The 13,684-nt window shown below is 73.8% G+C and carries 13 protein-coding genes; 2 read left to right on the top strand and 11 right to left on the bottom strand.

The genetic code is table 11. From position 1 onward, the window contains the following. The first annotated feature begins 94 nt into the window (after positions 1-94). A complete protein-coding gene (locus ACFUUZ_RS23910; protein WP_378699778.1) occupies positions 95-568 on the top strand; it encodes a hypothetical protein in 474 nt (157 codons plus the stop codon). Here the strand turns inward: ACFUUZ_RS23910 and ACFUUZ_RS23905 are convergent. The 9 genes from ACFUUZ_RS23905 to ACFUUZ_RS23865 form a co-directional block, all read right to left on the bottom strand. Further along, a complete protein-coding gene (locus ACFUUZ_RS23905; protein ID WP_378699776.1) occupies positions 520-1,767 on the bottom strand; it encodes a winged helix-turn-helix domain-containing protein in 1,248 nt (415 codons plus the stop codon). The genes ACFUUZ_RS23910 and ACFUUZ_RS23905 overlap by 49 nt on opposite strands. Positions 1,768-1,798: 31 nt before the next feature. Then, positions 1,799-2,821: a hypothetical protein gene (locus ACFUUZ_RS23900; RefSeq protein WP_378699774.1), complete on the bottom strand. Its 1,023-nt coding sequence runs from the start codon at positions 2,819-2,821 to the stop codon at positions 1,799-1,801. Continuing rightward, positions 2,814-4,082, bottom strand: a complete 1,269-nt coding sequence (locus tag ACFUUZ_RS23895; RefSeq protein ID WP_378699772.1) for an ATP-binding protein — start codon at positions 4,080-4,082, stop codon at positions 2,814-2,816. The genes ACFUUZ_RS23900 and ACFUUZ_RS23895 overlap by 8 nt, the downstream gene beginning before the upstream one ends. After that, positions 4,079-4,753 (bottom strand): LuxR C-terminal-related transcriptional regulator, encoded by a 675-nt coding sequence (locus ACFUUZ_RS23890; RefSeq protein WP_378699770.1) that lies wholly within the window; start codon positions 4,751-4,753, stop codon positions 4,079-4,081. Before ACFUUZ_RS23890 ends, ACFUUZ_RS23895 begins: the two co-directional genes overlap by 4 nt. Positions 4,754-4,848: 95 nt before the next feature. Beyond that, positions 4,849-5,250, bottom strand: coding sequence for a flavodoxin family protein (locus ACFUUZ_RS23885; RefSeq protein WP_378699845.1), 402 nt, complete (start codon positions 5,248-5,250; stop codon positions 4,849-4,851). 56 nt (positions 5,251-5,306) lie between these two features. Continuing rightward, complete coding sequence (locus ACFUUZ_RS23880) at positions 5,307-5,783, bottom strand: hypothetical protein (RefSeq protein ID WP_378699768.1); 477 nt, start codon at positions 5,781-5,783, stop codon at positions 5,307-5,309. After that, positions 5,780-6,526, bottom strand: a complete 747-nt coding sequence (gene dapB, locus ACFUUZ_RS23875) for a 4-hydroxy-tetrahydrodipicolinate reductase (RefSeq protein WP_378699766.1) — start codon at positions 6,524-6,526, stop codon at positions 5,780-5,782. Before dapB ends, ACFUUZ_RS23880 begins: the two co-directional genes overlap by 4 nt. 31 nt (positions 6,527-6,557) lie before the next feature. Further along, entirely contained in the window at positions 6,558-7,667 is a 1,110-nt protein-coding gene (locus ACFUUZ_RS23870; RefSeq protein ID WP_378699764.1) for an alcohol dehydrogenase catalytic domain-containing protein, read from the bottom strand. A gap of 127 nt (positions 7,668-7,794) precedes the next feature. Beyond that, positions 7,795-8,997, bottom strand: coding sequence for an MFS transporter (locus ACFUUZ_RS23865; protein ID WP_378699761.1), 1,203 nt, complete (start codon positions 8,995-8,997; stop codon positions 7,795-7,797). Between the two features lie 93 nt (positions 8,998-9,090). Here ACFUUZ_RS23865 and ACFUUZ_RS23860 point away from each other — a divergent pair, with 93 nt between their 5' ends. Continuing rightward, positions 9,091-9,396 (top strand): ArsR/SmtB family transcription factor, encoded by a 306-nt coding sequence (locus ACFUUZ_RS23860; RefSeq protein WP_378699759.1) that lies wholly within the window; start codon positions 9,091-9,093, stop codon positions 9,394-9,396. Here ACFUUZ_RS23860 and ACFUUZ_RS23855 read toward each other — a convergent pair. Both ACFUUZ_RS23855 and ACFUUZ_RS23850 read right to left on the bottom strand, forming a co-directional pair. Continuing rightward, entirely contained in the window at positions 9,393-10,691 is a 1,299-nt protein-coding gene (locus ACFUUZ_RS23855) for a M16 family metallopeptidase (protein ID WP_378699843.1), read from the bottom strand. The genes ACFUUZ_RS23860 and ACFUUZ_RS23855 overlap by 4 nt on opposite strands. Positions 10,692-10,783: 92 nt before the next feature. Further along, positions 10,784-13,072, bottom strand: coding sequence for a polyribonucleotide nucleotidyltransferase (locus tag ACFUUZ_RS23850; RefSeq protein ID WP_378699756.1), 2,289 nt, complete (start codon positions 13,070-13,072; stop codon positions 10,784-10,786). Positions 13,073-13,684 lie beyond the last annotated feature (612 nt).

Raw genomic sequence — 13,684 nt, 5'->3', positions numbered from 1 at the left:
AACCGGCCGCACACCCCACCACTGACACCATATCGACGCCAGATGATGTCATAGATTCCTTGCGGCGACATCATGGAGACATCATGCTGGTGTCATGAATCTCGACAGCTACACCGCCCGCCTCCGCGCCGACCTGGTCGCCGCGGCCGCGCTCGGCGACGAGCAGACCCGCGCCACCGCCGAGGCGCTGGCCACCGCCGCGGAGAGCTCCGCCCGGCTGGTGCTGCTCGCCGCGCTCTCCGACCTGGCCGCCGAGGTGAGCACCGCGCTCGGCGACCGCACCGTGCACGTCTCGGTGCACGGCACGGACGCCGCGGTGGACGTGCGCCCGGTGGCCGAGGAGAGGGCCGAGGTGCCGCCGACCTTCGAGGAGATGACCGGCGACATCAGCCGGGTCACGCTGCGCCTGGTCGAGCAGTTGAAGTCGCGCGCCGAGGAGGCCGCGGCGCAGAGCGGGCAGTCGCTCAACTCGTGGCTCTCGCACGCCGTCAGCAATACCCTGCGCGACCAGATGCGCGGCTACGGCAGCGGGTCGGGCGCCAAGCCGGAGCCGCGCACCGACAGCTGAGCCAGCTCCGGCATGAGGTCGCCGCGCTCGCCGAGGACCACGTCGTCCAACTCCAGCCAGTCCGCCATCTCGCGCAGCGCCCCGGCCAGCGCGGCCGCGGTGTACGGGGTGGCGTGGCCGGGCTCGGCGAAGGCGGCCGGGACCAGCAGCCGCCCGGCGGCGCGCTCGGCGCGCAGGTCGACCCGGCCGACCAGCTGCCCGTCCAGCAGGAACGGGAAGACGTAGTAGCCGTGCACCCGCTTGGCCTCGGGGGTGTAGATCTCGATCCGGTAGTGGAAGCCGAACATCCGCTCGGTGCGCGGGCGGCAGAAGACCAGCGGGTCGAAGGGGCAGAGCAGCGCGGCACCGGAGATCTTGCGCGGCGCGGGGGCGCCTGCCCTGAGGTAGCCGGGGCGGTCCCAGCCCTCGACGGCGACCGGGATCAGCTCGCCCGCGGCCACCAGCTCGGCGATGGCCGGTTCGGTCTGCTTGCGCTGCATCCGGTAGTAGTCGCGCAGGTCGGACTCGGTGGCGACGCCGAGCGCGGTGGCGGCCCGGCGCACCAGCTCGCGCACCGCCTCCGCCTCCGGCACCGCGCGGGCGTGCAGCTCCGGCGGGATCACGCGCTCGGCCAGGTCGTAGTAGCGGGTGAAGCCGGCGCGGTGGCTCACCGAGACGGCGCCCGCGGCGAAGAGCTGCTCGCAGATCGCCTTGGTGTCGCTGTGGTCCCACCAGGAGCCGCGCGGGCCAGGGCGGTCCAGCTCCAGGTGCTTCTCGACCTCGCCCGCGGTGGCGGCGCCGACCTCGGTGAGCACGGCGACGATATCGGCGCCGAGCGTCGGGTTGCGCTCCAGCACCCGGCGCATCCCCGCCCAGCGGCCGTGCTCGTACTGCACCATCCGCCAGCGGAAGAGCGGCCAGTCCTCGACCGGGATCAGCGCGGCCTCGTGCGCCCAGTACTCCACCAGCCGCCGCGGGGTGCGCGGGCGGTGCCGCCAGGCGGCGTCGTCCAGCAGGGCGCGGTCGTACGGCCCGATCCGGCTGAAGACCGGCGCGTAGTGCGCGCGGACCACCGCGGAGACCGAGTCGATCTGCAGCAGCTGGGTTCTGGCCAGGACGTCGAGGACCGTCCTGCGGGTGGTGGTGGCGGGCTTGCGCCGCCCGAACCCCTGGGCCGCCAGCGCCGTCCGGCGCGCGGCGGCCGCGCTCATCGTCCGCATGCCGCGCAGGATGCCACGGGGGTCCGACAGGTCAGGTGGAGACCCGGACCTCGCCCGCCGCGTCGATCTCGATCCGCCGGTCCGCCGCGCCGGTGGCGGCGAGCACGGTGGCCAGCACCCGGCGCCCCATGGGCAGCACCCGCACGGTGACCCGGCCGTCGGTGGCGGCGTCGAGTTCCCTGGCGGCGGCGTCCACCACCCGCTCGCGCACCCACTGCGGCACCCCGGCGAAGCCGCCGTCGTCCAGCAGCACCACCTCGACCCCGCGGGCGCGGGCGCCGCGGGCGGCGGCGCTGAGCTCGTCGGTGACCAGCTGCGGGGCGCGCAGCCCGTCCCTGAGCTCGGCCTCCAGCAGCCTGCACTGCTCGCGGTCGGCGCCGTTCAGCTCGGCGCCCGCGGCGATCCGCTCCAGCATGGGGCGGGCCAGCCGGTCCAGCCGGGCGAGCTGCCGGTCCCGCTCGCCGTTCTCCGCGGCCAGGCCCGCCTCGGCGGCGGCCCGCAGCGTCGCCTCCTCGCGCAGCGTGCGCAGCGAGCGCTGGGTAGGCCGCATGACCGCGGCGAAGAGCGAGACCCCCGCCACCGTGCCGATCGGCACGATGGTGCCGACGAAGGCGCGGCCGGTCATCCCCTCGGTGGCGCCCAGCACCGCGATCACCGCCGCGGTGGCGACCACCCCGACCCAGGCCGCGCCGAGCCTGCCGCGCAGGACCAGCAGCGCCAGCACGTAGGAGGCGGCGAAGGCCGTGGAGACCTGCGGGGCGTCCCCGCGGTCCGGCAGCCCGATCGTGGTGAGCACCGCCGCGACCGGGGCGGCGAGCACCACCAGCGCGGTCGCGGTCGCGGGCAGCGGGTCGACCGGGATCACCAGCACCAGCAACCCGGCCGCCGCCAGCGCGAGCAGGGCGAGCAGCGCGGGCAGCGGCGGCGACCCGGCGAAGTTGCGCACCATGTAGAGCACGATGAGCGCCTCGAAGCCGGCCAGGAAGAGCCAGGCGGCGCCGTCGCGCAGGCCGAGCAGGTCGCGCAGCGCGAACTCGGTGTCCCGCTCAGCCATCGTTGCCCCACACCAGGGTGACGGTGGTGCCCGCGCCGAGGTGTGATTCCACGAAGCCCGCGCCGCCGGAGAGCCTGCTCATCCGGCCGAGGATGCTCACGGCGACCCCGAGCCGGTCCGGCGGGACGGCGCCGGGGTCGAAACCGGCGCCGTCGTCGCGCAGGACGACGCGGATGCCGCCCGCTCCGATCGTCACGGTGACGGCGCGGTGCACCACCCGGCCGGGCACCGCCGCGTGCCGCAGGCTGTTCCGCGCGGCCTCGGTGAGCGCGGCGGCCAGCGTCACCGCGGCCTCCAGCGGCATGTCCAGGTCGCCGCCCGCGCCGGGGCGCTGCGCGCGGAACTCGATCTCCGGGTTCACCTCGTGCACCGCCGAGCGCAGGAAGCCGATGGCGGACCGGGCGTCCAGCCGGTCCGGCGCGATCCCGCCGCCGCGCACGGCGTCGAGCTGCTCGAGGGTGCGCTGGGCCTGCCGGTGCAGCACGTTCGGCTCGGTGCAGCCACCGCGCGAGGCGTCGAGCAGGGTGGAGAGCACGGCGTCGTGGATGAGCGCGGCGAATCGGGCCCGCTCCCGCTCCCTGGCCGCCGCGCCTGCCACCGCGGCCGCGCGCCTGCCCTCCAGCGCGGATTCCCGGTCCACCCTGGCCGCGGCGGCCCGCGCGTAGATGACGCACCAGGCGAAGAGCGCGGCCAGCCCGCCCGACCTGGCCACCGCGCTGACGAAGGCCGCCGCAGTGACCTCGGGCAGCACCGCGGCGTTCGCCGCCGAGATCAGCACGCAGCTGAAGGCCAGGTACCCGACCGCGATCGGGAGCCGCCAGGCCAGCGCCGCGACCAGGACGCCGAGCACCAGCACCCGGAACAGCCAGATCTGCTCCGACCCGGACTCCAGCACCGGGTAGGTGCTCGGCACCATGACCGCGGCGAGCAGGAAGCTCACCGCCGCGGCGGCGGCCGTGCGCTGGATCGCCCTGCGGTTCATCCCCACCGAGACCACCGCGAGCACCGGGAACAGCCCGAAGGCAAGCACCACGGTGAGCGCCACCCGGCCGGGGTCGGCGCCGCCGCTCTGGTCCGCGATCTCCGGCAGCTCGACCAGCCCGACGATCACGCCCGCGATGCCGATGCTCAGCCCGAGCCTGCGCAGGATGCGGTCGGCGGCGGGCTCGCCCGCAGGCCCGGCGGCGATGGCGAGCAGCCCGCTGCCCCAGCGGCCCTGCGGAGAAACGGTGTCGGCGGGAGTCAGCGCGCCCGCGGTCATGCCCTGCTGTTGCGCTCGGGCACCGGGAGCCACCCGTCCTCCACCGCGCGCTTGTACAGGTCGGTCTTGGTCGGCGCCGGGCGGCCCGCGTCGGCGTACTTCTGCCGGATCCGGCCCAGGTAGTCGTTGACGGTCTGCTCGGAGAGGCCGGCCAGCCGCGCCACCCTGGAGGCCTTCTCGCCGGAGGCGTAGAGCATCAGCACCTCCTCCTGGCGCGGGCTCAGCCCGACGTCGGAGAGCTGCGGGTCGCCGTCGATGGCGGCGGCCCAGTCGGTGGTCACCACCTGTTCGCCGGAGGCGGCGCGGCGCACCGCGGCCACCACCGTCGGCACGTCCTCGGACTTGCGCACCACCCCGAGCACCCCGGCCTTGGCGGCGGAGCGCACCAGGAAGGCGTTGTCGGCGCCGGTGAAGACCAGCACCTCGATGCCGCGGTCGCGCAGCGCGCGCACATTGTCCTCCGGCGCGGAGCCGTCGGCGAGCCGAAGGTCGAGCACCGCGAGGTCGAGGTCGGTGGTGGCGGAGAGCAGTTCGCCCACGGTGCCCGCGGTGTGCACCAGGTCGAGGTCGGGTTCGGGGGCCAGCATCGCCGCCAGGCCGATGGCCACCGATTCGTGGTCCTCCACCAGCCCGATCCGCCGGGCAGGCGCGCCCTCCTCGCCCCAGGTCACCTCGATGCTCCCATCCCGGCCGTCGTGTACGGCTCGTCCAGGCAGTATGCCGGGTGCGGGGGTGTCCGGTCAGCCCACCAGAATCGGGGGCGCGGTCATCCCATGAGCTGCGCGGCGATGGTGCCGCCGAGCTCCCAGCACTGCTCGAGGTCGGCCCTGGTCGGCTTGCCGGAGACCACGACGTGCTCGGCGGCCTTGACCCAGCCCAGGCCGGTGGTGATGGCATCAACCGCGCGGGCCGCGCCCTCGGTGCCCTCGTTCCCGTGCAGGTAGAGCCCGAAGGGGCGGCCCCTGGTGCTGTCGAGGGCCTGATAGTAGACGGTGTCGAAGGCGTGTTTGAGCGCGCCGCTCATGTAGCCGAGGTTGGCGGGGGTGCCGAGCAGGTAGCCGTCGGCGGCCAGCACGTCGACCGGCGCGACCGAGAGCGCGGGGCGGCGCACGACCTCGACGCCCTCGATCTCCGGGTCGGTGGCGCCGCGCAGCACCGCCTCGAACATCTCGTGCGTGTGCGGGGACGGCGTGTGGTGCACGATCAGCAGGCGAGGCACTCCCGTCACCGGTCCAGGCGTTCCAGGGCGACGGCGCGGCGCATGACCTCGCGGGCGCGCGAGCGGTCGCCGGCCAGGTCGTAGGCGCGGGCGAGGCGGTAGGAGGAGCGCCAGTTGTCCGGGTCGGCCTCCCACTCGGTCTTGACCTCGGCGAAGAGCGCGTCGGCCGCGGCCCGCTCGACCCGCCCGGAGGGGCGGCGCGGGAGGTCGGCGGTGTCGAGTTCGCGGCCCTCGTCGTGGATGCGGCGGGCCAGGTGCTGGTGCGCGAGCGCGGCGCGCAGCGTGGCGACCACGATCCAGAGACCGATGATCGGCAGGATCAGCACGCCGATCCCGATCCCGATCGCCGCCGCCTCGCCGGAGGTGAGCAGGTCGATCGCGATCCGGCCGAGCAGCAGGAAGTAGAAGCCGAGCGCCAGCACCAGGGCGGTGACGACGGCGACCCGCTTCAGCACCTCGCGGCCGGGCGCGGCTTCGGTCACAGATCCAGGAGGGGGTCGAGGCCGATGGTGAGGCCGGGGCGGGCGGCGATGTTCCTGACCCCGAGCAGCACGCCGGGGGCGAAGGAGTTCCGGTCGATGGAGTCGTGCCGGATGGTGAGCGTCTCGCCCTGGGTGCCGAAGAGCACCTCCTGGTGCGCGACCAGCCCGGCGAGCCGCACCGAGTGCACCCGCACCCCGTCGACGTCGGCGCCGCGCGCCCCCTCCAGCTCGGTGCTGGTGGCGTCCGGGCTGCGGCCGACACCGGCCTTGGCCCTGGCCTCGGCGATGAGCGCGGCGGTGCGGTAGGCGGTGCCGGACGGCGCGTCCGCCTTGTTCGGGTGGTGCAGCTCGACCACCTCGACCGATTCGAAGAAGCGGGCCGCCTGCTCGGCGAAGCGCATGGAGAGCACCGCGCCGATGGCGAAGTTGGGGGCGATCAGCACGCCGGTTCCGGGGCTGTCGGCGAGCCACCCGCGCACCTCGGCGAGCCTGGCCTCGTCGAAGCCGGTGGTGCCGACGACGGCGTGGATGCCGTGCTGCACCAGGAACTTCAGGTTGCCCATCACCACGTCGGGGTGGGTGAAGTCGACGACGACCTCGGTGTTCGCGTCGGTGAGCGCGGTCAGCGCGTCGTCCTTGTCGACGCTCGCGACCAGCTCCAGGTCATCCGCCGCCCGCACCGCGGCGCAGATGGCCTGGCCGACCTTCCCCTGCGCGCCGAGTACTCCGATCCGAATGGTCACCGCTTCTCCTCTCGTCCGAACACCGGTGAGCCTAGCCTCCGAACACGATCACCTGGCGCAGCGCGTGCCCGGCGGCCAGCTCGTCCATGGCGGCGTTGATCTGCTCCAGCCCGATCCGGGCGGAGACCAGCCGCTCCACCGGCAGCCTGCCCGCGCGCCACAGCCGCACGTACTCGGGGATGTCCCTGGACGGCACCGCGGAGCCGAGGTAGCTGCCGACGATCGAGCGGCCCTGCGCGACCAGCGCCAGCGGCGAGATGCTCGCGCGGGCCTCCGGGGCGGGCAGCCCGACGGTGACCGTGGTCCCGCCGGGCGCGGTGGCGGCCACCGCGGTCTCGAAGGCGCGGACATTGCCCGCCGCCTCCACCACCACCTCGGCCTGCACGCCCTGGTCGGCCACCTCGGCCGGGGTGAGCGCGCGGGCCGCGCCGAGCTCGCGGGCGAGCGCGAGCTTCTCCGGCACGGTGTCGACGGCGATCACCTCGCCGACCCCGAGCGAGACCGCGACCAGCAGCGCCGCCATGCCGACGCCGCCGAGCCCGACCACCATGATCCGGTCGCCCTGCGCGGGCGGCGCCGAGTTGAGCAGCGCACCGCCGCCGGTGAGCACCGCGCAGCCGAGCACCGCGGCGACCTCGGGCGGGACGTCGTCGTCGACCGGGACCACCGAGCGCCGGTCGACGACGGCGTGCGTGGCGAAGGCGGAGACGCCGAGGTGGTGGTGCACCTCCTCGCCGGCGCGGCGCAGCCTGCGGCCGCCGCCGAGCAGCTCACCGGCATTGTTGGCAGCGCTGCCGGGCACGCACGGCGTCCGACCCTCGCTGGCGCAGCCCGCGCACTCGCCGCAGCGCGGCAGGAAGGTCATGACCACGCGCTGCCCGACGGCGATGTCCGGCTCGCCGGGGCCGACCGCCTCGACCCGGCCCGCGGCCTCGTGCCCGAGCAGCATGGGCACCGGACGCACCCGATTGCCGTCGACCACGGAGAGGTCCGAGTGGCACAGCCCGGCGGCCTCGATCCGCACCAGCAGCTCGCCCGGCCCCGGCTCGGCCAGCTCCAGCTCGGAGACGGTGAGCGGCGCCGACTCGGCGAACGGGGCGGGCGCGGCGATGCGCTCCAGGACAGCTCCACGGATCCTCATGCCGCCGACGCTACCCCGCACCCGATCGGGATCGCGGGCGCGCCGCGGCGGCCGGTGGCGCCGACCTTCCGAACGGCGACCGGCGCGGGATCACCGACGCCCGGCGGCGTGGATGCCCGGCCGGGCGTCACGGGCCGACGGCGGCCGGGTTGCGGCGGCGCAGCCCCAACCCTGCCGCGGCCAGGCAGGCGACGGCGGCGGCGGCGACGAACCACGGGAACACCGTGCTCAGCCCCCAGGTGTTCGCCGCCCAGCCCGCGAGCACCGTCGGCAGCGCCATGGCGGTGTAGGCGAGCAGGTAGTAGGCCGACATGGTCTCGCCGCGCCGGTTCTGCGGCACCACGTCGGAGAGGTGCCGCAGCGAGCCGCCGAAGCCGAGCCCGAAGGTGCCGCCGAGGAACACCCCGGCCAGCAGCACCGCCACCCAGCTGTGCGTCGCCAGCGCGGGGATCAGCGCGAGCAGCGCGAACGCCATCCCGACATCGCCGACCACGGCGGCCCGCCGGGCCGGAACCCGCGTGGCGAAGAGCTGCACCAGCGCGGCGGAGAGCGCGGTCGCGGCCACCACCGCGCCGCCGAAGACCAGGTTGTGGATGCCGGTCTGGCGCGCGGCCAGCGACGGGTAGAGCGAGAGCAGCACGCCGAGCACCGACCAGGCCGCCATCACCCCGATGGCGGAGAACCAGAAGTCGCCGCGGATCTCGGCGGGCACCGCGGGCCTGGCGATCCGGATCCGCCCGGCCACTCGGGCGGCGTGCGGCTCGCGCAGCGCGATCACCCCGGCCGCGATGGCCAGGCAGACCACGCTGATCACGACGTACGGGGTGCGCAGCGGGTACGGCGCGTACTGGGCGAGCAGCGCCGAGCCGAGGATCGTCACCGCCATCCCGACATTGAAGGCCACCCCGCTGAGCTGCCCGGAGCGCGCGCCGCGGTGCGGCCGCAGGTCGAGCAGCGCGGCCGCGCCCGCGACCACGGTGGCGCCCACCGCGAGGCCGTGCAGCGCGCGGGCCAGCACCAGCATCGGCACCGAGTCGGCGGCGACGAAGACCACCAGCCCGGCGATCATGGTGCCGAAGGCGCCGAGCAGCACCGGCTTGCGGCCGAGCACGTCGGAGATCCGGCCGGTGACCAGCACCGCGGCCAGCGCCGCCACCGCGTAGACCGCGAAGACGACGGTGGTGGTGAGCGGCGACAGCTGCCACTCGCTCTCGTACAGCCCGTAGAGCGGCGCGGGCGCGCCGGAGACCCCGAGCGCGACCCCGGTCGCGACCAGGACCAGGGGGTAGGCCCAGCGCTGCACCGTGGGCTCGGCGATGGTCGCGGTCATCGCGGCTCCCGTCGAATGAGTTTGATGATTGTCGAACCGCTCTCGACCCTACGGGCCGGGTACGATCATCATCAAACCGGAGTGAGGGAGATCATGAGCGAAGCGTCCGCGCCGGTGGCGCCGCTGTCCGCCGTGCTCGGCGCGCTGCAGGACCCGGTCCGGCTGGAGATGGTGCGGCGGCTGGCCAATGCGGGCGGCCCGGTGCGGTGCGCGGCGCTCTACGACGCCATCAACAAGTCCACCGCTACCCACCACTTCCGGATCCTGCGCGAGGCCGGGGTGATCGAGCGGCTCACCGTCGACGGCAGCACCTGCCAGCGGCTGCGCCGCGCCGAGCTGGAGACCGCGCTCCCCGGCCTGCTCCCCGCCGTGGTGCAGGCCGCCAACCGCGAACCCTAGTTCTCCACCAGCCTGCGCACCGCGACCGGGAGATCCCGGGTCCGGCGGTAGGGGCCCGCGACCGCGGCGGCCATGGGCCGGGCGAGCAGGGTGCGGGCGACGGCGTCGACCTGCTCGGTGGTGACGGCGTCGATCCGCACCAGCGTCTCGGAGACGCTGCGGTGGTTGCCGTAGTTGAGCTCGCTGCGCCCGATCCGGTTCATCCGGGAGCCGGAGTCCTCCAGGCCGAGCACCAGCCCGCCGCGCAGCGAGCCCTTGGCCCTGGCGCACTCGGCGTCGGTGATGCCGTTCGCGGCGACGTCCTCCAGGACGCCGCGGGCCAGCGCGGCGACGGTGCCGAGGTTCTCCGGCTGGCAGCCGAGCGCGACCGAGAAGGCGCCGGTGTCGGCGAAGGTGTCGACCCCGGAGTACACCGAGTAGGCGAGCCCGCGCTCCTCCCGGATGGCCTGGAAGAGCCGGGAGCTGAGCCCACCGCCGACCACGGTGTTGAGCACCGAGAGCGGCCAGCGCTTGTCCCCCTCGTGCCTGCCGTAGGCGCGCACGCCGAAGGCCAGGTGCGACTGCTCGCTGTCCCGGTTGCTCCAGTGCAGGGTGGGGGCGGTGCGGGTGCGGAAGCGGCCCTCGCGGCGCGGGGCGGGCGCGGCGGCCGGGTCGAGCCGGTTCGCGAAGGCGCGGTGCACCAGTTCGACGGTGTGCTCGTGCTCGACATTGCCCGCGACCGCGACGACCATCCGGTCCGGCCGGTAGCGGCGCTGGTGGAAGGAGCGCAGCTGGGTGGGGCGCATGGCCTCGATGGACTCCACCGAGCCGATCACCGGGCGGCCGATCGGGTGGTCGCCGAAGAGCGCGGTGAGGAAGGCGTCGCCGACCAGGTCCTCCGGGTCGTCGTCGCGCATGGCGATCTCCTCGAGCACCACCTGGCGCTCGACCTCGACATCGCTCGCCCGGCACAGCCCGTTCAGCACCACGTCGGCGACGAGGTCGACCGCGAGCGGCAGGTCCTCGTCGATGACGTGGGCGTAGTAGCAGGTCTGCTCCTTGGCGGTGAAGGCGTTCAGCTCGCCGCCGACGGCGTCCATCGACTGCGCGATGTCCAGCGCGCTGCGGGTCGGGGTCGCCTTGAACAGCAGGTGTTCCAGGAAGTGCGCGGCGCCCGCGACGCCGGGGCCCTCGTCCCTAGAGCCGACGCCGACCCAGACGCCGACGGAGGCGGAGCGCACGCCGGGGACGTGCTCGGTGACGACGCGCAGCCCGCCGGGGAGCACGGTGCGGCGGACCCCGCTGTCCGAGCCCAGTTCCTCGGCGGTGGCGGTTCGGAGCGACGAACCCCCCTGCTCACCGCGGAGCAGAGGGGCCGTCGTGTTCTCGGTACTCACAGATACCGTGTCTACTCGCTTTCGGCGGCGGCGGCCTCGGGAGCCGCGGCTTCGGTGGTCTCCTCGACCGGGACCAGCGAGATCTTGCCGCGGTTGTCGATGTCGGCGATCTCGACGCGCAGCTTGTCGCCCACGTTGACCACGTCCTCGACCTTGGCGACGCGCTTGCCGTTGCCCAGCTTCGAGATGTGCACCAGACCGTCGCGGCCCGGCAGCAGCGAGACGAACGCGCCGAAGGCGGTGGTCTTGACGACCGTGCCGAGGAAGCGCTCGCCGACCTTCGGCAGCTGCGGGTTGGCGATGGCGTTGATCGCGTCGATCGCGGCCTGCGCCGACGGGCCGTCGGTCGCGCCGACGAACACGGTGCCGTCGTCCTCGATGGAGATATTGGCGCCGGTGTCCTCGGTGATCTGGTTGATGACCTTGCCCTTGGGGCCGATCACCTCGCCGATCTTGTCCACCGGGATCTTGATCGCGGTGACGCGCGGGGCGTACGGGCTCATCTCGTCCGGCGAGGTGATGGCCTCGGCCATGACGTCGAGGATGGTGGTGCGGGCGTCGTGCGCCTGCGCCAGCGCGCCGGCCAGCACCTGCGAGGGGATGCCGTCGAGCTTGGTGTCGAGCTGCAGCGCGGTGACGAAGTCGCGGGTGCCCGCGACCTTGAAGTCCATGTCGCCGAAGGCATCCTCGGCGCCGAGGATGTCGGTGAGCGCGACGTAGCGGACCTCGTCGGTGCCGTCGGCACCGGTCACGGTGTCCGAGACCAGGCCCATGGCGATGCCTGCGACCGGCGCCTTGAGCGGGACGCCCGCGTTCAGCAGCGAGAGCGTCGAGGCGCAGACCGAGCCCATCGAGGTGGAGCCGTTGGAGCTCAGCGCCTCGGAGACCTGCCGGATGGCGTAGGGGAACTCCTCCTGGCTGGGCAGCACCGGCATCAGGGCCCGCTCGGCGAGCGCGCCGTGGCCGATCTCGCGGCGCTTGGGCGAGCCGACGCGGCCGGTCTCACCGGTGGAGTACGGCGGGAAGTTGTAGTGGTGCATGTAGCGCTTGCTGGTCTCCGGGCCGAGCGAGTCGACCTGCTGCGCCATCTTCACCATGTCCAGCGTGGTGACGCCCATGATCTGGGTCTCGCCGCGCTCGAAGAGCGCCGAGCCGTGCGCCCGCGGGATCACCGCGACTTCGGCGGAGAGCGCGCGGATGTCGGCGAGGCCGCGGCCGTCGATCCGGAAGCTGTCGGTCAGGATGCGCTTGCGCACCAGCTTCTTGGTGAGCGAGCGGAACGCGGCGCCCAGTTCCTTCTCCCGGCCCGCGAAGGTCTCGCCGAGCTGGTCCAGAACGGAGAGCTTGATCTCGTCGATCTTCTCCTCGCGCTCCTGCTTGCCCGCGATGCTCAGTGCATCGCCGAGCTGCGCGGCGGCGGCGTTCTCGACGGCGGCGAACACGTCGTCGCCGTAGGGCGGGAAGAGCGGGAACTCGCCGGTCGGCTTGGCGGCCAGCTCGGCCAGGTCGGCCTGGGCGCGGACCAGCCGGGCGATGAACGGCTTGGCGGCCTCCAGCCCCTCGGCCACGACGGCCTCGGTCGGCGCCTGCGCACCGGCGTCGACCAGCGCGATCACGTTCTCGGTGGCCTCGGCCTCGACCATCATGATGGCGACGTCACCGGAGTCGACCACGCGACCGGCCACGACCATGTCGAAGACGGCGTGCTCGAGCTGCTCGACGGTCGGGAAGGCGACCCACTGCTGGGCGCCGCCGACCGCGGGGTCGGCCAGCAGCGCGACCCGCACGCCGCCGACCGGGCCGGAGAACGGCAGGCCCGCGATCTGGGTGGAGGCGGAGGCGGCGTTGATCGCGACCACGTCGTACAGGTCGTTCGGGTCGAGGCTCAGGATGGTGACGACCACCTGGATCTCGTTGCGCAGGCCGTCGACGAAGGACGGGCGCAGCGGCCGGTCGATCAGGCGGCAGGTGAGGATCGCGTCGGTGGAGGGGCGGCCCTCGCGACGGAAGAAGGAGCCAGGGATGCGGCCCGCGGCGTACATCCGCTCCTCGACGTCGACCGTCAGCGGGAAGAAGTCGAAGTGGTCCTTGGGCGCCTTGCCCGCCGAGGTGGCGGAGAGCAGCATGGTCTCGTCGTCCAGGTAGGCGGCGACCGCGCCCGCCGCCTGCCGCGCCAGCCGGCCGGTCTCGAAGCGGACCGTGCGGGTGCCGTAGGCGCCGTTGTCGATCAGCGCGACGGACTCGAACACGCCGGGCTCGACCTCGACGGCCGTTGACTTGCGTTCGATGGTGTCGGTCATATGTCTTGTCTCAACCTCTCGTCTTCGCCGGATCCAGCGCCCGTCGGGCGCGACCCGGCATTTCGTCAGCCGTTCCGGATGCGGACACGCGGCAGCCTCGTGCTGCGCAACGCGCGCACCCGGCCGATCCCCCTTGGGAACGGCGACGCGGAGGCGGTCATCGATCGAAGCCCGCCGGACGGATTCGCTATCCGCGCCGGGAGGCCACTACCGAAGACCGACGCCACGCGGCGGGTGCGTCCGGCTGTTGCCGTAGTTGTCCGGGCGCGAGATCTGTCTCTCGCTGCCGCAGAGGAGCCAACGACCAGATTGTACGTCTACCCGCGGGTAAATCCCCCGGAACCCCGGCCGTAGCGCGGAGGCCGCAGGTCACAGCGCCTTTCCGGCGCGGCGGGCAAAGAAAGAAAAGCATTTCCTCGAGGGCGCAAGCGCCCCCGAACCCCCACGGGGCTACGCCCCCGACCCTGCGCTGCGGTGGGAACCACTCGGTATCGCCCGAGTAGCGAGATACCTCACCAACCGGCTACGCCGGGGCGAGTCTTACGAGCCCCGTTCGCGGCCGGCTCGCGTTCGAGCACTCGAAGCGCATGCGCCGCAGGCGCGAGTCTCGAG

This window comes from Nocardia sp. NPDC057353 (assembly GCF_042667085.1).
Classification (GTDB): domain Bacteria; phylum Actinomycetota; class Actinomycetes; order Mycobacteriales; family Mycobacteriaceae; genus Nocardia.
Note: the sequence above shows the minus strand (reverse complement) of the source record. Positions and strands in the feature narration are given on the sequence as shown.